Genomic DNA, 21,836 nt, shown 5'->3' with positions numbered 1-21,836 from the left:
GCTAAGCTTCGTAGCTTAGCCTTGGATTTCTTCAACTTTAACCAAGTGAGTTACTTGGTTAACCATGCCGCGAATCGCAGGGTTGTCGTTATGAACAACCGTCTGATTCAGTTTACGAAGGCCCAAAGTGTTCACCGTTTTACGATGATTTTCTGGACGACCGATCAGACTGCGAACGAGGGTAATCTGCAATTTAGCCATCGTAGTCCCCTCCTTATCCTAACAGTTCCTCAACGGATTTGCCACGCAGCTTCGCTACTTGCTCAGCAGTCTTCAAACGGGAAAGACCTTCAAGCGTTGCATTTACCATGTTCATGGAGTTAGCGGAACCAAGCGATTTCGTAAGAATGTCGCCTACACCAGCCAGCTCCAATACCGCACGAACAGGGCCACCAGCGATAACCCCAGTACCTTCAGATGCTGGCTTCAACAATACACGGCCAGCGCCGAAGTGACCAATCACTTGGTGAGGGATTGTTGTGCCAACGAAAGGAACGTGAATCAGATTTTTCTTAGCATCTTCGATTCCTTTGCGGATCGCATCCGGAACTTCAGAAGCTTTACCGATGCCAGCGCCTACCCAGCCTTTGCCGTCGCCGACAACAACGAGTGCACTAAAGCTAAAACGGCGTCCGCCTTTTACAACTTTAGCAACGCGGTTAATTTGAACAACTTTTTCAGACAGTTCTAGCGTATTTGGATCAACTCGCAAGTCGTTAACCTCCTTTTTTTACAATGATTAGAACTCAAGACCAGCTTCACGAGCAGCTTCAGCCAATGCTTGAATACGTCCATGATACAGGTATCCTCCACGGTCAAATACTACAACAGAGATACCAGCATCTTTAGCGCGCTTAGCAACCAATTCGCCTACTTTGCGTGCTGCTTCAGTATTACCACCATTACTACCAACTTGCTCACGAAGTTCTTTGTCCATAGTGGAAGCTGCTGCAAGTGTCACGCCATTAGCATCATCAATCACTTGAGCGTAGATATGTTTAGAGGAACGGAATACGTTCAAACGAGGACGTGCAGTCGTTCCTTCAATTTTCTTACGCACACGAAGGTGACGTTTCAAACGAGCTTTGTTTTTATCGCCTTTTGTAATCACGAATGTTTCACTCCCTTCAGTTTAGCAATTAAGCTATACGGGCAAGCGAGCTAGGCAAGATCTTACTTCTTCTTGCCTGCTTTACCTTCCTTACGCAGGATGCGTTCGCCTTCATACTTGATACCTTTACCTTTATAAGGCTCAGGCTCACGCACGGAGCGGATCTTCGCTGCATAAGCACCTACGCGCTCTTTATCGATACCTTTAACGATAATCTTTGTTTGAGTAGGCACTTCGAATTCGATGCCTGGCTCAGGTGTGATTTCAACTGGATGGGAATATCCAACGTTCAACACCAATTTGTCACCTGTTTTGTTTGCACGATAACCAACACCCACAAGCTCCAAAGACTTGGAGAAACCTTCTGTTACGCCGTTAACCATGTTGTTAATGACGCTGCGTGTTGTTCCGTGAAGGGAACGGTGAAGTTTATTATCAGAAGGACGAACAACATTGATTTCATTGCCTTCAACGGAAACTTGCATTTCCTTATGAACAGGTTTTGTCAATGTTCCTTTCGGTCCTTTAACCGTAATCGCGTTGTCGACCAAAGTGATCTCAACACCACTTGGTACGTTAATTGGTTTGCGACCAATACGAGACATGTGTTCTTGCACCTCCAATCATCTGCAATTCATTACCAAACGTAGCAGACTACCTCTCCGCCAGTTTTAGCTTGACGAGCTTCTTTATCCGTAACAACGCCTTTGGACGTTGAGATAATTGCAATACCAAGACCACCAAGTACACGAGGTACTTCGTTAGACTTCGTGTAAACACGCAAGCCTGGTTTACTGATACGCTTAAGACCTGTGATGACACGCTCTTGGTTTTGACCGTATTTCAAGAAGATACGGATGATCCCTTGTTTGTTGTCATCGATGTATTCTGCATCACGGATGAAACCTTCACGCTTCAGAATCTCAGCGATTTGCTTCTTCATAGTAGAAGCAGGCATTTCCACCGTCTCATGACGTACTGTATTTGCATTGCGAATGCGTGTAAGCATATCTGCAATTGGATCAGACATAACCATTAGTGTAAACCTCCTTCCCGCAAGTGGGTTGATTACCAGCTAGCTTTTTTAACGCCAGGGATCTGGCCTTTATATGCCAATTCGCGGAAACAAATTCTGCAAATTTTAAATTTACGCAATACAGAATGCGGACGACCGCAGCGCTCGCAACGTGTATATGCACGCACTTTGAACTTCGGGTTGCGTTGTTGTTTGACGAGCATCGAAGTTTTTGCCACGTGTTGACACCTCCTAAATACTTTCATTCATAATCATGAACTTTTCCGACCTTACGAACATTACTTCGCGAAAGGCATGCCGAGTTGCGTCAACAATTCACGGGATTCTTCGTCTGTTTTCGCTGTAGTAACGATAACGATGTCCATACCGCGAACTTTATCGATTTTATCATACTCGATCTCTGGGAAGATGATTTGCTCCTTAAGACCAAGTGTGTAGTTACCGCGTCCATCAAATGCTTTGTTGGAGATACCGCGGAAGTCACGTACACGTGGAAGTGTAACGTTGAACAATTTGTCCAAGAAGTAATACATTTTGTCACCGCGCAATGTTACTTTAACACCGATCGGCATTCCCTCACGAAGCTTGAAGCCTGCGATGGATTTCTTAGCGCGAGTAATGACAGGCTTTTGACCTGCAATTTGCTCCAATTCAGCAACAGCTGAATCCAAGACCTTAGAGTTAGAAACTGCCTCACCCATACCAATGTTGATGACGATTTTTTCTACTTTAGGTACTTGCATAACGGATGTATAGTTGAACTTCTGCATCAAAGCAGGAGTAATTTCGTTCAAGAAACGTTCTTTCATGCGAGCTGCCATTAGTAATGGACCTCCTTTCCTAGCGATTAGTCAATAATTTCGCCGGAGCGTTTTGCAACACGTACTTTTTTGCCGTTCTCCAATACTTTGTAACCAATACGTGTTACTTTACCGGACTTCGGATCCACGTGCATTACGTTGGAAACGTGGATTGGTGCTTCCTGCTCGATGATCCCGCCCTGTGGGTTAGCTTGGTTAGGCTTCTGGTGCTTCTTCACCATGTTCACACCCTCAACAAGCACGCGGTTCATACGAGGATAAGCCGCGATAACACGACCTTTTTTACCTTTATCCTTACCGGAAATAACGATAACTGTGTCGTCTTTTTTAACGTGCAATTTGTTGTTATGCGACTCGAGAACTTTCTTCATTCGTGGCATGTGTCACACCTCCTGAGACTTGCCTATAGCGGCAATTACTTGTTAGATCACTTCCGGTGCCAGGGAAACGATTTTCATGAAGTCTTTATCGCGAAGTTCGCGAGCAACTGGTCCGAAAATACGTGTTCCGCGTGGTCCTTTGTCGTCTTTTACGATTACCGCTGCATTCTCATCAAATGCAATGTAGGAACCGTCTTTACGGCGAACCGAACGCTTCGTACGAACGATAACCGCCTTTACAACGTCACCCTTTTTGACAACGCCGCCTGGTGTTGCTTGTTTGACAGAGCACACGATAACGTCTCCGATGTGGCCTACACGACGTCCAGTACCACCCAAGACACGGATACACATCAATTCTTTCGCACCAGAGTTATCTGCTACAGCTAAACGTGTAAATGGTTGAATCATTCTGTTTTCCTCCTTTCGGTCAAGCTAACCGAACATTAAACGATAACGGCTTTCTCTACTACTTCAACGAGTCTCCAGCGCTTGTCTTTAGACAGCGGACGAGTCTCCATGATTTTGACAGTATCACCGATTTTCGCTTCGTTGTTCTCATCGTGAGCTTTGAACTTCTTCGTATATTTAATGCGCTTGTGGTACAAGTCATGCTTTTTGTACGTTTCAACCGCTACAACGATTGTTTTGTCCATTTTGTCGCTGACCACTTTGCCAATTTGTACTTTACGAGCGTTACGTTCACTCATGAGTGTCTTGCCTCCTTCCTGGATACAGGATCTCTATTTTCAGTCAATATTGACGTCAATTAACCGCTAATCCCAAGTTCTCTTTCACGCAAAACCGTTTTAGCACGTGCAATTGCTTTACGTACGTCACGGATACGTGTTGGGTTGTCAAGCTGTCCAGTAGCCAATTGAAAACGGAGGTTGAAGAGCTCTTCCTTGAATCCAACAATCTTTTGTTCAAGTTCAGCAGTGGTCAAGTTGCGGAATTCAGTTGCTTTCATTTGCTTCACCACCCATTTCTTCACGTTTCACGAACTTCGTCTTGCACGGCAGCTTATGTGCAGCAAGGCGCATCGCTTCACGAGCAACTTCCTCAGGCACACCGGAAAGTTCGAACATGATTTTACCTGGCTTAACAATTGCTACCCATTTTTCGACGTTACCTTTACCGCTACCCATACGAACTTCGAGAGGCTTAGCTGTAATCGGTTTGTCTGGGAAGATTTTAATCCAAACCTTACCACCACGCTTGATATAACGAGTCATCGCAATACGAGCGGACTCGATTTGACGGTTTGTGATCCATACTGGTTCCAAAGCTTGCAAACCGTACTCACCGAAGTTCACAGTAGTGCCGCCTTTAGCGCGACCCTTCATTGTCGGTCTAAATTGCTTGCGATGTTTCACACGTTTAGGTACCAACATGATTAGTTGCCTCCTTCCTCAACAGCCTTTTTCTTAGCCGCAGGAAGTACCTCTCCACGATAGATCCACACTTTTACGCCGATACGGCCGTATGTGGTGTGTGCTTCAGCTGTGCCATAGTCAATGTCTGCGCGAAGCGTATGAAGTGGTACAGTTCCTTCGCTGTATCCTTCTGTTCTAGCGATCTCGGCACCGCCCAAACGACCGCTAACCGATGTTTTGATTCCTTTTGCACCAGCACGCATTGTGCGTTGGATTGCTTGTTTCAAAGCACGACGGAATGAAACGCGGCGCTCCAATTGTTGTGCGATACTCTCAGCAACAAGGATTGCATCCATGTCTGGAGTTTTGATTTCAGAGATGTTGATGTGCACTTTTTTGTCCTTCGCGATCTTTGTTACTTCGCGACGAAGTGCTTCAACTTCTGAACCACCCTTACCGATAACCATACCTGGTTTCGCAGTGTGGATAGTCACGTTCACGCGATTAGCTGCGCGTTCGATCTCGATGCGGGATACTGCTGCATCTTTCAATTTATTCTTAAGGTACTCACGAATTTTTACGTCTTCAATCAACAATGTACCGAAGTCTTTGTCAGCGTACCATTTTGATTCCCAATCACGAATGATACCCACTCGAAGTCCGACGGGATTTACCTTTTGGCCCACACATTTTCCCTCCTTATTTCTCGGATACCACGATTGTAATGTGGCTTGTTCTCTTGTTGATACGGCTTGCACGTCCCATAGCACGAGGACGGAAACGTTTCAACGTTGGACCTTCATTTGCATAAACTTGCTCGATTACAAGTTTATTCACGTCCATTTGATAGTTGTGTTCTGCATTTGCAATCGCAGAGTTCAGCAACTTCTCAACTACTGGAGAAGCTGATTTTGGCGTGTGACGCAGAATCGCAATCGCTTCGCCTACTTGCTTGCCACGGATCAAGTCGATCACGAGCTTAACTTTACGAGGAGCGATGCGAACGTTCTTCGCATGAGCTTTCGCTTGCATGGTAGTACCTCCCCTCAATTTCGATGTTCAATATTAACGTTTACCCGTTTTCTTATCGTCGTCATGACCTTTGTACGTACGAGTAGGTGCGAATTCACCAAGTTTGTGACCCACCATGTCCTCTGTTACATACACAGGCACGTGTTTACGGCCGTCATATACCGCAAATGTATGACCGATGAATTGAGGAAAAATAGTAGAACGACGAGACCAAGTCTTCACAACAGTTCTTTTCTCTGTTTCGTTCATCACTTCAACTTTCTTCATCAAGTGACCATCTACGAATGGCCCCTTTTTCAAACTGCGACCCATGTGTAAATCCTCCCTTCAGGAAACCTGTATCGTTCTTTTGTTACAATGCTTCGATATGTCACCGAGCTTATATTACTTCGTGCGTGGACGAACAATATATTTGTCGGATTGCTTACCTTTTTTACGCGTTTTGTAACCAAGTGTCGGTTTGCCCCATGGAGACAACGGAGATTTACGTCCGATTGGCGCGCGTCCTTCACCACCACCGTGTGGGTGATCAACTGGGTTCATTACAACCCCGCGGACAGTAGGACGTTTGCCCATCCAACGACTACGACCAGCTTTACCAACTTTGATAAGCTCATGGTCACCGTTACCTACGGATCCGATAGTCGCACGGCATACTTTCAGCACTTTGCGAACTTCACCAGAAGACAAACGAATTGTTACATAACGTTCTTCTTTACCAAGCAATTGCGCTTCCGTACCAGCGGCGCGAACCAACTGACCACCTTTACCTGGTTGCAATTCGATATTGTGGATAACTGTACCCACTGGAATGTTTTCAAGCGGCATAGCGTTACCGATTTTGATATCAGCACCTGCACCAGACATGATTACATCGCCAACTTTAAGACCTTTAGGAGCGATAATATAACGCTTCTCACCGTCTTCATAGTTGATCAATGCGATGTTGGAAGTACGGTTTGGATCGTACTCGATTGTAGCAACGCGGCCTTGAATGCCATCTTTGTTACGTTTGAAGTCGATCACACGGTACTTACGTTTGTGACCTCCGCCATGGTGGCGAGTCGTAATTTTACCTTGGTTGTTGCGTCCAGCCTTTTTGCTAAGAGGCGCAAGCAACGATTTCTCCGGAGTGCTTGTTGTGATTTCTTCGAATGTAGAAACACTCATAGCACGACGAGCCGGGGATGTCGGTTTATACTTTTTGATAGGCACTAGTTTTCCCTCCTTACCTCAAGACTTTTAATTATACAGTTTCAAAAAACTCAAGTGGCTTGCTATCAGAAGTCAAAGTAACAAAAGCTTTCTTCCATTCGGAAGTATAGCCACTGTGACGGCCATAGCGTTTAGGCTTGGCAGGAACACGCAAAGTGTTCACGTTCGCTACTTTTACTTTGAAAATTTGTTCTACAGCATTCTTGATCTCAGTCTTGTTAGCACGGATATCCACTTCGAATACGTACTTCAGACCGTCCATCATCTCAGCAGTGCGCTCAGTAATGATCGGACGAATAATGATATCGCGAGGATCCTTCATTATGCGAACACCTCCTCTACCTTCGAAACCGCATCCTTCGTAATGATGAGCTTTTGATGACGAAGTACGTCATACACGTTCACTCCATCAGCTGCCACCAATTTAACAGATGGGATATTACGAGCGGAGAGCGCTACATTGTCGTTGTACTCAGGCACAACCACAAGTGCTTTGCGATCTACTTTAAGGTTATTAAGCATAGCTTGGAATTCTTTTGTCTTAGGTGCGTTCATAGCCAACTCATCCAATACGATGATTTGATTTTCCAACACTTTAGTAGAAAGCGCAGATTTGATCGCAAGACGACGAACTTTCTTTGGAAGCTTATAAGAATAGCTGCGTGGTGTAGGACCGAATACAGTACCGCCGCCAACCCATTGTGGAGAACGGATCGAACCTTGACGCGCACGGCCAGTTCCTTTTTGTTTCCATGGCTTACGGCCACCGCCGCGTACCTCAGAACGTCCTTTAACTTTGTGCGTACCTTGACGCATGGATGCAAGCTGCATAACAACCGCATCATGAAGAACATGTTTGTTAGGCTCAATTCCGAATACGCTGTCTGCAAGTTCAATCTCGCCAACTTGTGCACCGGAAATGTTGTATACTGCTACTTTAGGCATTCTAAGCTCCTCCTTTCCTTAACAATTACTTCTTAACAGAAGATCTAATTTTAACGAAGCTGTTTTTAGCACCTGGAATGGAGCCTTTAACGAGGATAACATTGCGTTCTGTATCCACTTTAACAACTTCAAGGTTTTGAATCGTGATCGTGTCGGTACCCATGTGTCCTGGAAGACGTTTGCCTTTAGGGACGCGGTTCGCTTGAATGGAACCCATGGAACCTGGTCTACGATGGTAACGGGAACCGTGAGCCATTGGACCGCGGCTTTGTCCCCAACGTTTGATAACGCCGGCGAAGCCTTTACCTTTTGAAATGCCTGTTACGTCAACAAATTCGCCTTCAGTGAAAATGTCGGCTTTCAACTCCTGGCCAACCTCATATTGAGAAAGATCGATACCACGAAGTTCTTTAACGTAGCGCTTAGGCGTTGTGTTAGCTTTCTTTGCATGGCCGAGTTCAGGTTTGTTAGCGTTTTTTTCCTTTTTATCAGCATAGCCGATTTGGATCGCTTCATAACCATCATTCTCTACATCTTTCTTTTGAAGAACGACGCTAGGACCAGCTTCAATCACGGTTACCGGCAAAACATTACCTTCAGGGGTAAACACTTGAGTCATGCCGAGTTTTTTTCCTAAGATACCTTTCATGTTGACACCTCTTTTCCTTCCATAAATACAATCGTGTGTTAATTGCTAAGCTTACAGTTTGATTTCGATATCTACACCGGACGGCAGGTCCAGTCTCATCAACGCATCAACTGTTTGCGGTGTAGGATTCACAATATCGATCAAGCGCTTATGAGTACGCATCTCGAATTGCTCACGAGAATCCTTATACTTGTGCACCGCACGAAGAATAGTGATCACTTGCTTCTCAGTTGGCAACGGAATCGGACCAGATACACCTGCACCGGAACGCTTCGCTGTTTCAACAATTTTCTCTGCGGATTGATCAAGAATTCTGTGGTCGTATGCTTTCAAGCGAATACGAATTTTTTGCTTTGCCATTTCATTCCCTCCTTTAATCGCCCAATTTTGCATCGGACATACTCCGTGAAAATTTTCTGTCACACCACCCATGGCAAAGGGGCCGGGTGTGTCAGTAACCTCTCACTTCATCGCAACGTCGACGAACAACATTCACTATTATATATAAACTTCTAGGCAATTGCAAGCATTTGTCTAAATTTCATACATACAATCGACTAGAAACTTCATACAATTCATTTTGAGCCAAATCACTTTATCCATTATATATGGTCAAGCCCTGCAAAGCCACGGTAACTCATGGTACTGCAGTGGGTATTTCCCATAAATAAAACAATCCCTTAGCCAAGCGGCTAAGGGATTGAAAGAAGCGATTAGCTTCTATTATTTTTGAATGGATGCAACCGCACCTGCACCTACAGTACGACCGCCTTCGCGAATCGCGAAGCGAGTACCTTCTTCGATAGCGATAGGGTTGATCAATTTAACAGATACAGTGATGTTGTCGCCAGGCATAACCATTTCAGTACCTTCTGGCAGGTCGATAACGCCTGTTACGTCAGTTGTACGGAAATAGAATTGTGGACGGTAACCAGTGAAGAACGGCTTATGACGGCCACCCTCTTCTTTAGTCAAAACGTACACTTGAGCAGTGAACTCAGTGTGAGGTTTAACTGTACCTGGTTTAACCAATACTTGACCGCGCTCGATATCGGAACGGTCAACACCACGGAGCAATGCACCGATGTTGTCACCAGCTTGAGCGGAATCAAGAAGTTTACGGAACATCTCAACGCCTGTTACTACAGACTTGCGAGTTTCTTCTTGGATACCAACGATTTCGATCTCGTCGCCTACTTTAACAGTACCGCGCTCTACACGACCTGTAGCAACTGTACCACGGCCAGTGATGGAGAATACGTCCTCAACAGGCATCAAGAAAGGCTTGTCAGTGTCGCGTTCTGGAGTTGGGATGTAAGTATCGATTTGCTCGAACATTTCAACGATCTTGTCAGCCCACTCGCCATCTGGGTTCATAAGAGCTTCACGAGCGGAACCACGGATGATTGGAGTGTCGTCTCCAGGGAATTCATATTCGCTCAAGAGATCGCGAACTTCCATTTCAACCAATTCAAGCAACTCTTCATCTTCAACCATATCGCATTTGTTCAAGAACACTACGATGTATGGTACGCCTACTTGGCGGGAAAGAAGAATGTGCTCACGAGTTTGTGGCATTGGACCATCAGCTGCAGATACAACGAGGATCGCGCCGTCCATTTGAGCAGCACCAGTGATCATGTTTTTAACATAGTCAGCGTGACCTGGGCAGTCAACGTGTGCATAGTGACGGTTAGGTGTTTCGTACTCTACGTGAGAAGTAGAGATTGTGATACCGCGCTCGCGCTCTTCTGGAGCTTTATCGATTTGGTCAAATGCGATTGCAGCACCACCATAACGCTTGGACAATACAGTTGTGATAGCAGCAGTCAAAGTAGTTTTACCATGGTCAACGTGACCGATAGTACCAATGTTAACGTGCGGTTTATTACGTTCAAATTTTGCCTTTGCCATTTGAACAATTCCTCCTTAATCGTGGAATATAGAATGTATTTAGGAGGCCGACTCCAGCGATATTCGTCTTAAGCCGGCCATATGAAACACTACGAAACGTGATTATTCGCCTTTGTGCTTAGCAATAATCTCTTCGGAGATACTGCGTGGAACTTCTTCATAGTGAGAAAGTTCCATCGAGAACACGCCGCGACCTTGCGTACCGGAGCGAAGTGTTGTAGAGTAACCGAACATCTCAGCGAGAGGTACCTTAGCACGGATAATTTGTGCACCACCACGGGAATCCATACCTTCGATACGTCCACGACGAGAATTCAGCATACCCATAACATCACCCATGTACTCTTCTGGCACTGTAACTTCAACTTTCATGATTGGCTCAAGAAGTACTGGATTACACTTATCCTTAGCTGCCTTAAGCGCCATGGAACCAGCAATCTTAAACGCCATTTCACTGGAGTCAACGTCATGGTAAGATCCGTCGAAGATTGTTGCTTTGATATCTACGAGAGGGAAACCAGCAAGTACACCGTTCTTCATGGATTCTTCGATACCCGCTTGAACAGCAGGTACGTATTCACGAGGAACGACACCACCGACGATTTTGTTCTCAAAGGAGAAGCCTTGGCCTGGCTCTTGTGGTTGGAACTCGATCCATACGTGACCGTATTGACCGCGACCACCAGACTGGCGCACGAACTTACCTTCGACTTTAGCAGCAGACTTGAATGTTTCGCGATAAGCAACTTGCGGCTTACCAACATTCGTGTCTACTTTGAACTCACGACGCATACGGTCGATGATGATCTCCAAATGGAGCTCACCCATACCAGCCAAGATGGTTTGTCCCGTTTCTTCGTCTGTATGAGCGCGAAGAGTTGGATCTTCCTCAGTCAATTTGCTGAGTGCAACACCCATCTTGTCTTGGTCAGCTTTGGTCTTAGGCTCAACTGCGATCTCGATAACTGGATCTGGGAAGTCCATGGACTCCAAGATAACCGGATGTTTCTCATCACACAGTGTATCACCTGTACCTGTATCTTTCAAACCTACTGCAGCAGCGATGTCACCAGCGTATACTACGTCGATTTCTTCACGGCTGTTAGCATGCATTTGAAGGATACGTCCGATACGCTCACGTTTACCTTTTGTCGCATTCAGGACATAAGAACCGGAGTTCAAAATACCGGAATACACACGGAAGAACGTCAACTTACCAACGTAAGGGTCAGTCATAATCTTGAACGCAAGTGCAGCGAATGGCTCTTCATCAGAAGAGTGACGAACCACTTCTTCACCATCTTCAAGTTGACCTTTAATATCTGGAACATCCAGAGGAGATGGCAAGTAGTCAACTACTGCATCAATCATCATCTGAACGCCTTTGTTTCTGTAAGAAGAACCGCATACTACTGGGAAGATTTGAACGCTACATACACCTTTACGGAGACCAGCTTTGATTTCTTCAACCGTAAGCTCTTCGCCTTCAAGGTATTTCATCATCAATTCTTCATCAAGTTCTGCGACTTTCTCAACGAGTTCCATACGAAGTTCTTCGACTTGATCTTTGAACTCTTCTGGAACGTCGATAATATCAACATCACGACCAAGATCATCTTTGAAGATGTGAGCTTTCAGCTCAACAAGGTCAATGATGCCTTTGAAATCATTTTCTGCGCCGATTGGCAATTGAATCGCAACAGCGTTCGCTTGCAAACGATCCTTCATGGACTGGATAACGTTGAGGTAGTCAGCGCCAATGATGTCCATTTTGTTAACGTAAGCAATACGAGGTACGCCGTAACGGTCAGCTTGACGCCATACCGTTTCTGATTGCGGTTCTACGCCTTCTTTTGCAGAGAAAACGCCTACGGCTCCGTCCAATACGCGAAGGGAACGCTCAACCTCTACCGTAAAGTCAACGTGACCCGGAGTATCGATGATATTTACACGATGACCCTTCCACTGTGCAGTTGTTGCCGCGGAAGTAATCGTGATACCACGCTCTTGCTCTTGCTCCATCCAGTCCATTGTTGCAGCACCTTCGTGCACCTCACCAATCTTGTGAGTACGGCCTGTGTAGAACAAGATACGCTCCGTAGTTGTTGTTTTACCGGCATCGATGTGAGCCATGATTCCGATGTTACGCGTATTTGCCAAGGAGAACTGTCTTGCCATGTGTGGATCTCCCTTCAAATATGAGTTGGTGAAAACGAGCTAAGCTCTGCTCAATCCTACCAGCGGTAGTGTGCGAATGCTTTGTTCGCTTCAGCCATTTTGTGCGTATCTTCACGTTTCTTAACAGCTGCTCCAGTGTTGTTGGAAGCATCGATAATCTCAGCTGCCAAACGCTCTTGCATTGTTTTTTCACCGCGATTACGCGAATAGTTAACCAACCAACGAAGCCCCAAAGAAACACGACGCTCTGGTTTAACTTCGATAGGCACTTGATAGTTAGAACCACCTACACGGCGAGCTTTAACTTCAAGAACGGGCATAATGTTTTTGAGTGCTGCTTCAAATACTTCCATAGGATCTTTACCTGTGCGCTCTTCAACGGACTTGAATGCGTCGTAAAGAATGGTTTGAGCAACACCACGTTTACCGTCGATCATTACACGGTTGATCAAGCGAGTTACCAACTTGCTGTTGTATACCGGATCTGGCAATACATCACGCTTTGTTACTGGTCCTTTGCGTGGCATTGTAATCCCCCTTTCCAGAAAAGTTCATGTTTTATCATGAAACTAGCTTATTGTTTTTTCTCTTTTGGACGTTTCGTACCGTATTTAGAACGAGCTTGCATACGGTTGTTCACACCAGCAGTATCAAGAGCACCGCGAACGATGTGGTAACGAACACCCGGAAGGTCTTTAACACGACCACCACGAACGAGAACAACACTGTGCTCTTGCAAGTTGTGACCAATACCACCGATATATGCAGTAACCTCAACACGGTTCGTCAAACGTACACGAGCGTACTTACGAAGCGCGGAGTTCGGTTTCTTCGGAGTCATTGTACCTACACGAGTACATACACCACGTTTTTGAGGTGCACTCAAATCTGTTTCAGCACGTTTCAAGGCGTTGAAACCTTTTTGCAATGCTGGGGATTTGGATTTCGTTACTTTAGCTTTACGGCCCTTACGAACCAATTGGTTGATTGTTGGCATGTTGCCACCCCCTTCCCATGTAATAACACCTTTACAATTCGATCATTTATGCCCACAGACCCAGGCGGTTCATAAATGAACAAATGAAAAGTTTTTGCTTCGGAGCTTAGTTCCTCAACAAAAACATCGGTTACGAATCTTCATTAACAACAGCTACCATTGCTGCACCAACATCGATTCCACAAACTTTTCCAAGTTCCTTCATTGTCGCGACTTCTGTAATCTTAACAGCCTTCTTGCGACAAAGATTCGTGATCCTCGATATCAGCTTGGCGTCAGCGTCTAAAGCGACATAAACTTCAATGGCCAAATCCTGTTCAACCATCTTCAATGTCTGCTTCGTCCCAATCTTGACCTTGGCATCCTGTAGATTATTATCATTAGACATCGACAACATCCTCCAAAAGCACAGGCAAATGTCTTGGGCACACTACGATATCTTAGCACTTTGATTTTGTAGTGTCAAGCGATTTTTATCCATCGAAAAATTAACTCATTTTACCTGGATAAGCAAATGTTTGGAAGCCCGTCTTTCCTTCATGCAGCTAGTTCGGTGCAATTCCTAAGCGGAACTGCACCGACAGCATGCCTGTTATTTCCAAGAAGCTTATTCAGCTACGCCTACACCGGCTTGCTCAAAAGCTTCTTCCATTTGTTCGTTAAGCGGGTTGGTCACTTTTACATTACGGTAACGGCTCATACCTGTACCTGCAGGGATCAGCTTACCGATAATAACGTTCTCTTTAAGACCAAGAAGTTGGTCAACCTTGCCTTTGATAGCTGCATCTGTCAGGACACGAGTCGTCTCCTGGAAGGAAGCAGCGGACAAGAAGGAGTCCGTCTCAAGAGATGCTTTTGTAATACCAAGCAGAACTGGTTTAGCAACAGCAGGCTCTTTATCTGCAACGATCGCAACTTTATTCGCTTCTTCATACTCATGCATATCCACAAATGAACCAGGCAATAGCGTTGTATCGCCATTGTCGATAATGCGGATCTTGCGGAGCATCTGACGAATCATAACTTCAACGTGCTTGTCGTTGATTTCTACCCCTTGGTTACGGTAAACGCGCTGTACTTCCTGCAGAATGTAGTTCTGCACGCCACGAATACCTTTGATGCGAAGCATTTCCTTCGGATCAATGGAACCTTCGGTGATTTCGTCACCAGCTTCAATAGTCTGACCTTCATGGACGCGGATACGGGAACCATAGCTTGCAGCATAGACTTTCGTTTCTGCTTCGCCTTGAACCTCGATTTCACGACGGTCTTTTACCTCGCGGATCTCTTTGATGACACCATCGATCTCAGAGATTGTCGCTTGACCTTTCGGATTACGCGCCTCGAACAACTCTTGGATACGCGGCAAACCTTGTGTAATATCGTCTCCCGCAACACCACCGGTGTGGAACGTACGCATCGTGAGCTGTGTTCCTGGTTCCCCGATGGATTGAGCAGCGATAATACCAACTGCTTCCCCAATCTCCACGTGTTGTCCTGTTGCTAAGTTGCGGCCATAACACTTCTTACATACGCCATGACGCGTACGGCAGCTAAGCACAGAACGGATTTGAAGCTGCTTCACGCCAGCTTTGACGATTGCTTCTGCTTTATCAGAATCAATCAGCTCATTGCGGTTGACAAGCACTTCACCTGTCTCTGGATGCTTAACCGTCTGGAAGGAGTAACGGCCTTCGATACGGTCATACAAGCCCTCGATGACTTCTTTACCATCGGAGATGTTGCTAACCATAAAGCCTTTATCGGTTCCACAATCATCTTCACGAACAATAACATCTTGCGCAACGTCGACAAGACGACGAGTCAAGTAACCGGAGTCAGCGGTACGAAGGGCGGTATCGGCAAGACCTTTACGCGCACCGTGTGTGGAGATAAAGTACTCCAAGACCGTTAAGCCCTCACGGAAGTTCGATTTGATTGGCAACTCGATGATGCGACCAGACGGGTTCGCCATGAGACCGCGCATACCACCAAGCTGAGTAATCTGGGATTTGTTACCCCGTGCCTTGGAATCAACCATCAGCATGATGGAATTGTAACGATCCATGGACTTCAGCAAGATATCTGTCAATTGATCCTTCGACTTGGACCAAATATCGATAATACGGTCATAACGCTCTTCGTTCGTGATCAAACCACGACGATATTGGTTCATAATGACCTTAACTTTTTCTTCGGACTCTTTAAGAATCTCGACTTTTTCTTGCGGAACGACAACGTCCGCTACAGCGATAGAGATACCCGCGCGAGTCGAATACGTAAAGCCAAGCTGCTTGATCTTATCCAAGATCACTGATGTCTTCGTCGTATGGAAGACTTCGAAGCAGCGAGCAATGATTTGACCCAAGTAGTCTTTACCTACTGCACCTGATTGAGGAATGCTGTCGATAATAGCGTTGATATCCGCACCTTTATCATAGATAAAGTATTCATCTGGCGTTCCATCGAACAGGTTGCGTTTTGTCGCTTCATTGATATATGGGAAATCTTCAGGGAAGATTTCGTTAAAGATAATGCGGCCAACCGTTGTAACGAGCAGCGCATTTTGCTGTTTTTCAGTAAAGCTCGTTTTATTCAATGCACGAACCGGAATAACAACACGTGCATGAAGGGAAGCAATCTCACGTTGATATGCAGATACCGCTTCGTGAACGGAGCCGATCAGCATGCCTGAGCCTTTCGCTTCTTTGTTGTCCATCGTCAAGAAGTAAGAACCAAGAACCATATCCTGAGACGGTGTTACAACTGGCTTACCATCTTTAGGGTTCAAGATGTTACCTGCTGCCAACATGAGAAGACGAGCTTCGGCTTGTGCTTCTGCGGACAATGGAACGTGAACCGCCATTTGGTCACCGTCGAAGTCAGCGTTATACGCTGTACATACGAGTGGGTGAAGCTTGATTGCACGGCCTTCAACAAGAATTGGTTCAAATGCTTGAATACCAAGTCTGTGAAGCGTCGGCGCACGGTTCAACAGTACCGGATGCTCACGAATAACTTCCTCGAGCACATCCCATACTTCTGGACTTACACGTTCAACTTTGCGCTTTGCACTCTTGATGTTGTGTGCCAAGCCTTTATTTACAAGCTCTTTCATGACAAACGGCTTGAACAATTCCAATGCCATTTCCTTCGGAAGACCGCATTGATACATCTTCAAGCTTGGTCCTACGACGATAACGGAACGACCGGAATAGTCAACACGTTTACCGAGCAAGTTTTGACGGAAACGACCTTGTTTACCTTTGAGCATGTGGCTCAAAGATTTCAACGGGCGGTTACCAGGGCCCGTAACTGGACGGCCGCGACGACCGTTATCGATCAGGGCATCAACCGCTTCTTGAAGCATGCGCTTCTCGTTTTGCACGATGATGTCTGGAGCGCCCAGATCAAGCAAACGTTTCAAACGGTTGTTCCGGTTGATAACACGACGATACAAGTCGTTCAAGTCGGATGTAGCAAAGCGTCCGCCGTCCAATTGAACCATTGGACGAAGCTCTGGCGGGATAACCGGTAGCACATCAAGAATCATCCAATCCGGATTGTTGCCGGAATTGCGGAATGCTTCGATCACTTCAAGACGCTTAATCGCACGGTTACGGCGTTGTCCTTGTGCTGTACGAAGCTCTTCTTTCAATGCATCCATTTCTTTATCAAGATCGAGATCTTGAAGAAGCTTTTTAACGGCTTCTGCACCCATACCAGCGGAGAATGCATGACCATACTTTTCACGGTAACTGCGATATTCCTTCTCGGAAAGAAGCTGTTTCTTCTCAAGCGGCGTATCACCTGGATCTGTTACCACGTAGGAAGCGAAATAAATGATCTCTTCCAAGGAACGAGGCGACATATCAAGAGCCAGACCCATACGGCTTGGAATCCCTTTGAAGTACCAAATGTGAGAAACAGGAGCTGCAAGCTCGATATGACCCATACGCTCACGGCGTACTTTTTGACGCGTAACTTCAACTCCGCATCGGTCACAAACGACTCCTTTGTAACGAACACGCTTATATTTACCACAATGACATTCCCAGTCCTTTGTAGGACCAAAAATCTTTTCGCAGAACAAGCCTTCTTTTTCTGGCTTAAGCGTACGATAGTTAATCGTTTCTGGCTTCTTTACTTCACCACGGGACCAGGAACGAATTTTCTCCGGAGAGGCGAGACCAATCTTCATAAATTCAAAATTGTTGACGTCCATCTAGGAGCGACCCTCCTTAATCTGTACTTGAGATCACCGTCTTGATTACAGACGGCCTAGTGAACTTCGGATGAAAGCTGCCTTATGCAGCTCAACCCTAACCATCGTATATCGACAAATGGAGAAAAATCACGCCGCGGTGGCTAAGCGCCTAAATCGCCCACCACCGCAGCCTAAAAGTTTACTCCACAGCGTAATCGTCATCTAAGCCAAGATTCAGCTTATCTTGCGGTACGTCGTCATCTTCATCAAATTCGCGCATTTCGATCTCTTCTTCATTCTCAGTCAAGATCTTCACGTCCATACCCAAGCTTTGAAGCTCCTTAATCAATACCTTGAAGGATTCAGGAACACCCGGTTCTGGAACGTTCTCGCCTTTGACGATCGATTCGTACGTCTTCACGCGGCCAACCACGTCATCTGACTTAACGGTAAGAATTTCTTGAAGCGTGTAGGCTGCACCATATGCCTCAAGTGCCCATACCTCCATCTCACCGAAGCGCTGTCCACCGAACTGTGCTTTACCACCGAGCGGCTGCTGCGTAACAAGCGAGTATGGACCAGTTGAACGTGCATGGATCTTATCGTCAACCATGTGCGCCAGTTTGATCATGTACATGACGCCTACAGTTACTTCGCGCTCGAAGCGTTCACCTGTACGTCCATCATACAAGACCGTCTTACCATTGCGCTGCATGCCTGCTTCTTCCATCGTATCGAATACGTCATACTCTGTCGCACCATCAAATACTGGCGTAGCCATGTGCATACCGAGGTAACGAGCGGCCATACCCAAGTGAACCTCGAGCACCTGACCAATATTCATACGAGATGGTACACCTAGTGGGTTCAAGACGACTTGAACTGGCGTTCCATCTGGAAGGAACGGCATATCTTCTTCTGGAAGGATACGAGCGATGACACCCTTGTTACCGTGACGTCCCGCCATCTTATCCCCTTCAGAGATCTTACGTTTTTGCGCAATATAAGCACGAACGAGTTGATTAACACCTGGTGGCAACTCATCGCCATTCTCACGAGTAAAGACTTTCACGTCTACGACAATACCGTCAGTACCATGAGGCACACGCAAGGAAGTATCTCGAACTTCGCGAGCTTTTTCACCGAAGATCGCATGGAGCAAGCGTTCTTCCGCTGTCAGCTCCGTTACACCTTTAGGCGTAACTTTACCAACGAGGATGTCGCCCGCCTTGATCTCAGCACCAACACGGATAATCCCGCGCTCATCCAAGTTCTTCAGCGCTTCTTCACCTACGTTAGGGATGTCACGAGTGATCTCTTCTGGCCCAAGCTTCGTATCACGCGCTTCAGACTCATACTCCTCAATGTGAATGGAGGTATACACGTCTTCTTTCACGAGCTTCTCAGACAACAGAATCGCATCCTCGTAGTTGTAACCTTCCCATGTCATGAAGGCAACGACCACGTTGCGTCCAAGCGCCAATTCACCCATTTCTGTAGAAGGACCATCTGCAAGGATGTCACCCTTCTTCACCATGTCACCTTTTTTCGCAAGAGGACGTTGGTTGATGCAAGTACCTTGGTTGGAACGCATGAATTTTTGAAGCTTATATTTAACAAGGTCGCCGCGGACCTCTCTACCATCGATAACTTGAACCTCGCGGACTTGAATTTCATTGGCGTTTACACGTTCAACAATTCCGTCCACTTTGGATACAATACATACACCAGAGTCTTTAGCAGACTTGTGTTCCATACCTGTACCAACGAATGGCGCTTGCGGTATCAAAAGAGGTACCGCCTGACGCTGCATGTTTGATCCCATGAGCGCACGGTTGGAGTCATCGTTTTCCAAGAACGGAATAAGCGCTGTTGCGACAGATACAACCTGTTTTGGCGATACGTCCATGTAGTCAATACGTTCAGTAGGCATCGTCAAAATGTTGTCGGATTGTTTGTTATAACGAACAATCGCTGTCTCATCGCGGAACGAACCGTCATCATCCAGAGGAGCGTTCGCCTGAGCAACAACATAGTTGTCTTCTTCGTCAGCTGTCATGTAATCGATATGATCGGTAACCTTACCTGTCTTCGGATCTATCCAGCGATATGGCGCTTCGATAAATCCATACTCGTTCACACGAGCGAATGTAGACAAGGAGTTGATCAAACCGATGTTCGGACCCTCTGGAGTCTCAATTGGACACATACGACCATAGTGAGATGGGTGAACGTCTCGAACTTCAAAGCCTGCACGCTCACGCGTGAGACCGCCAGGTCCCAATGCAGACAAGCGGCGTTTATGCGTCAGCTCAGCAAGCGGGTTCGTTTGGTCCATAAACTGCGAAAGCTGGGAGCTACCGAAGAACTCCTTGATCGACGCAATCACAGGACGAATGTTGATCAATGCCTGAGGCGTAATCACGTTCGCATCCTGGATGGACATACGTTCACGAACCACACGTTCCATACGGGACAAACCAATACGGAATTGGTTCTGAAGGAGCTCACCTACGGAACGCAAACGACGATTGCCCAAATGGTCGATATCGTCTGTATCACCGATACCATGCAAGAGATTAATGAAATAGTTAATCGATGCAATGATATCAGATTGCGTGATATGTTTAACGGACTTGTCAATCAAGCCGTTGGAAATAACTTTAATGACTTTCCCGTCTTCAATCGGGGAGAATACATTAATGCATTGGAGAGGAATATCTTCCGACTCCATCACTCCGCCTGCAACTTGATAATTCTTGAAACCAACATCGGATTCAAGACGAGGCATAATCTCATCGAGAAGACGACGGTCAATCATTTGACCAGCTTCTGCAATGATCTCTCCTGTTTCAACGTCAATCAAAGTTTCAGCCAAACGTTGATTGAACAAACGGTTTTTGATATGGAGCTTCTTGTTGATCTTATAACGACCAACATTCGCCAGATCATAACGCTTTGGATCAAAGAAGCGAGCGATCAACAAGCTCTTCGCATTGTCAAGCGTAGGCGGTTCGCCCGGACGAAGGCGCTCATAGATCTCAATCAGCGCTTTCTCTGTGGAATCCGTGTTGTCCTTGTCCAGCGTATTGCGAATATATTCATCGTGTCCGAGCAACTCTAAGATTTGCTCATCCGTACCGAAACCAAGCGCACGCAAGAGAACAGTAACAGGAATCTTACGTGTGCGATCAATACGCACATAGATGATATCCTTCGCATCTGTCTCTAATTCAAGCCACGCACCACGGTTAGGAATAACGGTAGCCGAGTAGTTTTTCTTCCCGTTCTTGTCAAGTTTCGTGCTGAAATAGACACTTGGGGATCGAACTAACTGGCTGACGATTACGCGTTCTGCGCCGTTGATAATGAAGGTACCTGTTTCTGTCATGAGCGGGAAATCACCCATGAATACTTCTTGTTCCTTCACCTCTCCGGTTTCTTTATTAAGAAGGCGCACCTTCACACGAAGTGGTGCTGCATATGTTACATCACGTTCTTTTGATTCATCGACCGAGTATTTCGGCTCACCTAAGCTGTAATCGACGAATTCCAGAACAAGATTACCTGTGAAATCCTGAATTGGAGAGATGTCTTGGAACATTTCTCTCAATCCTTCATCCAAAAACCATTGGTACGATTTCTGTTGGATTTCAATCAAGTTCGGAACTTCGAGAACCTCTTTGATGCGCGCGTAACTACGCCGAGTGCGTCGTCCATTTTGAACAAGATGTCCTGCCAACTTATACTCACCCCTCATGTCTACTAAAAAAAATGGATTGCGAATCCTTTTCGTCATCCTTTATAATAAAGTCCACGAAAGGGACACCCAAAACGTAATAATTTGGAATTGTGAGAAGCAAAAGACAAAAAACGCACGATCACGACCTACGCATATAACTGCGATGGACGCCGTATGTTCGTGCCGTCATTTCTCACCGTTTCACGATCTCTACATATCCGATAGACTTGCCC

General features: G+C 46.0%; 27 protein-coding genes. All 27 read right to left on the bottom strand.

All coding sequences use genetic code 11. The annotated features are described in order from the left end of the window. Positions 1 to 15: 15 nt before the first annotated feature. Positions 16 to 201 (bottom strand): 50S ribosomal protein L30, encoded by a 186-nt coding sequence (gene rpmD / locus I2H74_RS23625; protein ID WP_195576698.1) that lies wholly within the window; start codon positions 199 to 201, stop codon positions 16 to 18. A gap of 13 nt (positions 202 to 214) precedes the next feature. Continuing rightward, entirely contained in the window at positions 215 to 712 is a 498-nt protein-coding gene (gene rpsE / locus I2H74_RS23620) for a 30S ribosomal protein S5 (RefSeq protein WP_085499020.1), read from the bottom strand. 27 nt (positions 713 to 739) lie between these two features. Further along, positions 740 to 1,111 carry a 50S ribosomal protein L18 gene (rplR, locus tag I2H74_RS23615; protein ID WP_195576697.1) on the bottom strand — a complete coding sequence of 124 codons (372 nt, stop codon included), beginning with the start codon at positions 1,109 to 1,111 and terminating at the stop codon, positions 740 to 742. A gap of 62 nt (positions 1,112 to 1,173) precedes the next feature. Next, positions 1,174 to 1,716 (bottom strand): 50S ribosomal protein L6, encoded by a 543-nt coding sequence (gene rplF, locus I2H74_RS23610; RefSeq protein WP_195576696.1) that lies wholly within the window; start codon positions 1,714 to 1,716, stop codon positions 1,174 to 1,176. Positions 1,717 to 1,748: 32 nt separating this feature from the next. Further along, a complete protein-coding gene (gene rpsH / locus I2H74_RS23605; RefSeq protein WP_085499014.1) occupies positions 1,749 to 2,147 on the bottom strand; it encodes a 30S ribosomal protein S8 in 399 nt (132 codons plus the stop codon). 32 nt (positions 2,148 to 2,179) lie between these two features. After that, entirely contained in the window at positions 2,180 to 2,365 is a 186-nt protein-coding gene (locus tag I2H74_RS23600) for a type Z 30S ribosomal protein S14 (RefSeq protein WP_085499012.1), read from the bottom strand. Between the two features lie 60 nt (positions 2,366 to 2,425). Then, a complete protein-coding gene (gene rplE, locus I2H74_RS23595) occupies positions 2,426 to 2,968 on the bottom strand; it encodes a 50S ribosomal protein L5 (RefSeq protein WP_195576695.1) in 543 nt (180 codons plus the stop codon). A 26-nt stretch (positions 2,969 to 2,994) separates the two neighbouring features. Beyond that, positions 2,995 to 3,348: a 50S ribosomal protein L24 gene (rplX, locus tag I2H74_RS23590; protein WP_085499009.1), complete on the bottom strand. Its 354-nt coding sequence runs from the start codon at positions 3,346 to 3,348 to the stop codon at positions 2,995 to 2,997. Between the two features lie 42 nt (positions 3,349 to 3,390). Next, complete coding sequence (gene rplN, locus I2H74_RS23585; protein ID WP_195576694.1) at positions 3,391 to 3,759, bottom strand: 50S ribosomal protein L14; 369 nt, start codon at positions 3,757 to 3,759, stop codon at positions 3,391 to 3,393. A 35-nt stretch (positions 3,760 to 3,794) separates the two neighbouring features. After that, positions 3,795 to 4,058 (bottom strand): 30S ribosomal protein S17, encoded by a 264-nt coding sequence (gene rpsQ / locus I2H74_RS23580; RefSeq protein ID WP_085499006.1) that lies wholly within the window; start codon positions 4,056 to 4,058, stop codon positions 3,795 to 3,797. A 59-nt stretch (positions 4,059 to 4,117) separates the two neighbouring features. Continuing rightward, on the bottom strand, positions 4,118 to 4,318 hold the full coding sequence (rpmC, locus tag I2H74_RS23575) for a 50S ribosomal protein L29 (RefSeq protein ID WP_085499004.1): 201 nt from the start codon (positions 4,316 to 4,318) through the stop codon (positions 4,118 to 4,120). Next, the gene (gene rplP / locus I2H74_RS23570) at positions 4,305 to 4,742 is read right to left on the bottom strand and encodes a 50S ribosomal protein L16 (protein WP_085499002.1); all 438 of its coding nucleotides are present in this window, start codon (positions 4,740 to 4,742) and stop codon (positions 4,305 to 4,307) included. The genes rpmC and rplP overlap by 14 nt, the downstream gene beginning before the upstream one ends. 2 nt (positions 4,743 to 4,744) lie before the next feature. Further along, entirely contained in the window at positions 4,745 to 5,410 is a 666-nt protein-coding gene (rpsC, locus tag I2H74_RS23565; protein WP_085499000.1) for a 30S ribosomal protein S3, read from the bottom strand. Positions 5,411 to 5,423: 13 nt separating this feature from the next. Then, positions 5,424 to 5,756 (bottom strand): 50S ribosomal protein L22, encoded by a 333-nt coding sequence (rplV, locus tag I2H74_RS23560; RefSeq protein WP_085498998.1) that lies wholly within the window; start codon positions 5,754 to 5,756, stop codon positions 5,424 to 5,426. A gap of 33 nt (positions 5,757 to 5,789) precedes the next feature. Then, positions 5,790 to 6,068 (bottom strand): 30S ribosomal protein S19, encoded by a 279-nt coding sequence (gene rpsS / locus I2H74_RS23555; protein ID WP_195576693.1) that lies wholly within the window; start codon positions 6,066 to 6,068, stop codon positions 5,790 to 5,792. 72 nt (positions 6,069 to 6,140) lie between these two features. Further along, positions 6,141 to 6,971 carry a 50S ribosomal protein L2 gene (gene rplB / locus I2H74_RS23550; protein ID WP_195576692.1) on the bottom strand — a complete coding sequence of 277 codons (831 nt, stop codon included), beginning with the start codon at positions 6,969 to 6,971 and terminating at the stop codon, positions 6,141 to 6,143. A 31-nt stretch (positions 6,972 to 7,002) separates the two neighbouring features. Then, positions 7,003 to 7,293: a 50S ribosomal protein L23 gene (rplW, locus tag I2H74_RS23545; RefSeq protein ID WP_195576691.1), complete on the bottom strand. Its 291-nt coding sequence runs from the start codon at positions 7,291 to 7,293 to the stop codon at positions 7,003 to 7,005. After that, entirely contained in the window at positions 7,293 to 7,916 is a 624-nt protein-coding gene (rplD, locus tag I2H74_RS23540) for a 50S ribosomal protein L4 (protein ID WP_195576690.1), read from the bottom strand. Before rplD ends, rplW begins: the two co-directional genes overlap by 1 nt. A 25-nt stretch (positions 7,917 to 7,941) precedes the next feature. Beyond that, positions 7,942 to 8,565: a 50S ribosomal protein L3 gene (gene rplC / locus I2H74_RS23535; protein WP_195576689.1), complete on the bottom strand. Its 624-nt coding sequence runs from the start codon at positions 8,563 to 8,565 to the stop codon at positions 7,942 to 7,944. A 51-nt stretch (positions 8,566 to 8,616) separates the two neighbouring features. Further along, the gene (gene rpsJ, locus I2H74_RS23530) at positions 8,617 to 8,925 is read right to left on the bottom strand and encodes a 30S ribosomal protein S10 (RefSeq protein WP_006676490.1); all 309 of its coding nucleotides are present in this window, start codon (positions 8,923 to 8,925) and stop codon (positions 8,617 to 8,619) included. A 363-nt stretch (positions 8,926 to 9,288) separates the two neighbouring features. Further along, positions 9,289 to 10,479, bottom strand: coding sequence for an elongation factor Tu (gene tuf / locus I2H74_RS23525; protein WP_195576688.1), 1,191 nt, complete (start codon positions 10,477 to 10,479; stop codon positions 9,289 to 9,291). A 102-nt stretch (positions 10,480 to 10,581) separates the two neighbouring features. Beyond that, on the bottom strand, positions 10,582 to 12,657 hold the full coding sequence (gene fusA, locus I2H74_RS23520; RefSeq protein WP_195576687.1) for an elongation factor G: 2,076 nt from the start codon (positions 12,655 to 12,657) through the stop codon (positions 10,582 to 10,584). A 56-nt stretch (positions 12,658 to 12,713) separates the two neighbouring features. Beyond that, positions 12,714 to 13,184 (bottom strand): 30S ribosomal protein S7, encoded by a 471-nt coding sequence (gene rpsG / locus I2H74_RS23515; protein WP_195576686.1) that lies wholly within the window; start codon positions 13,182 to 13,184, stop codon positions 12,714 to 12,716. Positions 13,185 to 13,231: 47 nt separating this feature from the next. Continuing rightward, entirely contained in the window at positions 13,232 to 13,654 is a 423-nt protein-coding gene (rpsL, locus tag I2H74_RS23510) for a 30S ribosomal protein S12 (RefSeq protein WP_195576685.1), read from the bottom strand. A 130-nt stretch (positions 13,655 to 13,784) separates the two neighbouring features. Beyond that, positions 13,785 to 14,042, bottom strand: a complete 258-nt coding sequence (locus I2H74_RS23505; RefSeq protein WP_195576684.1) for a ribosomal L7Ae/L30e/S12e/Gadd45 family protein — start codon at positions 14,040 to 14,042, stop codon at positions 13,785 to 13,787. A 219-nt stretch (positions 14,043 to 14,261) separates the two neighbouring features. Next, positions 14,262 to 17,879 carry a DNA-directed RNA polymerase subunit beta' gene (gene rpoC / locus I2H74_RS23500; protein ID WP_195576683.1) on the bottom strand — a complete coding sequence of 1,206 codons (3,618 nt, stop codon included), beginning with the start codon at positions 17,877 to 17,879 and terminating at the stop codon, positions 14,262 to 14,264. A 181-nt stretch (positions 17,880 to 18,060) separates the two neighbouring features. Further along, complete coding sequence (rpoB, locus tag I2H74_RS23495; protein WP_195576682.1) at positions 18,061 to 21,603, bottom strand: DNA-directed RNA polymerase subunit beta; 3,543 nt, start codon at positions 21,601 to 21,603, stop codon at positions 18,061 to 18,063. Positions 21,604 to 21,836: the final 233 nt, after the last annotated feature.

It is taken from the genome of Paenibacillus sp. 1001270B_150601_E10 (assembly GCF_015558675.1).
Taxonomy (GTDB): Bacteria; Bacillota; Bacilli; order Paenibacillales; family Paenibacillaceae; genus Paenibacillus_B.
This window is presented reverse-complemented; position numbering and strand designations above follow the sequence as displayed.

Coding starts and splice junctions, on each gene's coding strand:
- rpmD (WP_195576698.1), bottom strand. CDS start 201: ATGGCTAAATTGCAGATTACCCTCGTTCGCAGTCTGATCGGTCGTCCA.
- rplF (WP_195576696.1), bottom strand. CDS start 1,716: ATGTCTCGTATTGGTCGCAAACCAATTAACGTACCAAGTGGTGTTGAG.
- rpsH (WP_085499014.1), bottom strand. CDS start 2,147: ATGGTTATGTCTGATCCAATTGCAGATATGCTTACACGCATTCGCAAT.
- rplE (WP_195576695.1), bottom strand. CDS start 2,968: ATGGCAGCTCGCATGAAAGAACGTTTCTTGAACGAAATTACTCCTGCT.
- rplX (WP_085499009.1), bottom strand. CDS start 3,348: ATGCCACGAATGAAGAAAGTTCTCGAGTCGCATAACAACAAATTGCAC.
- rplN (WP_195576694.1), bottom strand. CDS start 3,759: ATGATTCAACCATTTACACGTTTAGCTGTAGCAGATAACTCTGGTGCG.
- rpsQ (WP_085499006.1), bottom strand. CDS start 4,058: ATGAGTGAACGTAACGCTCGTAAAGTACAAATTGGCAAAGTGGTCAGC.
- rpmC (WP_085499004.1), bottom strand. CDS start 4,318: ATGAAAGCAACTGAATTCCGCAACTTGACCACTGCTGAACTTGAACAA.
- rplP (WP_085499002.1), bottom strand. CDS start 4,742: ATGTTGGTACCTAAACGTGTGAAACATCGCAAGCAATTTAGACCGACA.
- rplV (WP_085498998.1), bottom strand. CDS start 5,756: ATGCAAGCGAAAGCTCATGCGAAGAACGTTCGCATCGCTCCTCGTAAA.
- rpsS (WP_195576693.1), bottom strand. CDS start 6,068: ATGGGTCGCAGTTTGAAAAAGGGGCCATTCGTAGATGGTCACTTGATG.
- rplW (WP_195576691.1), bottom strand. CDS start 7,293: ATGAAGGATCCTCGCGATATCATTATTCGTCCGATCATTACTGAGCGC.
- rplD (WP_195576690.1), bottom strand. CDS start 7,916: ATGCCTAAAGTAGCAGTATACAACATTTCCGGTGCACAAGTTGGCGAG.
- rplC (WP_195576689.1), bottom strand. CDS start 8,565: ATGAAAGGTATCTTAGGAAAAAAACTCGGCATGACTCAAGTGTTTACC.
- rpsJ (WP_006676490.1), bottom strand. CDS start 8,925: ATGGCAAAGCAAAAAATTCGTATTCGCTTGAAAGCATACGACCACAGA.
- tuf (WP_195576688.1), bottom strand. CDS start 10,479: ATGGCAAAGGCAAAATTTGAACGTAATAAACCGCACGTTAACATTGGT.
- fusA (WP_195576687.1), bottom strand. CDS start 12,657: ATGGCAAGACAGTTCTCCTTGGCAAATACGCGTAACATCGGAATCATG.
- rpsG (WP_195576686.1), bottom strand. CDS start 13,184: ATGCCACGCAAAGGACCAGTAACAAAGCGTGATGTATTGCCAGATCCG.
- rpsL (WP_195576685.1), bottom strand. CDS start 13,654: ATGCCAACAATCAACCAATTGGTTCGTAAGGGCCGTAAAGCTAAAGTA.
- I2H74_RS23505 (WP_195576684.1), bottom strand. CDS start 14,042: ATGTCTAATGATAATAATCTACAGGATGCCAAGGTCAAGATTGGGACG.
- rpoC (WP_195576683.1), bottom strand. CDS start 17,879: ATGGACGTCAACAATTTTGAATTTATGAAGATTGGTCTCGCCTCTCCG.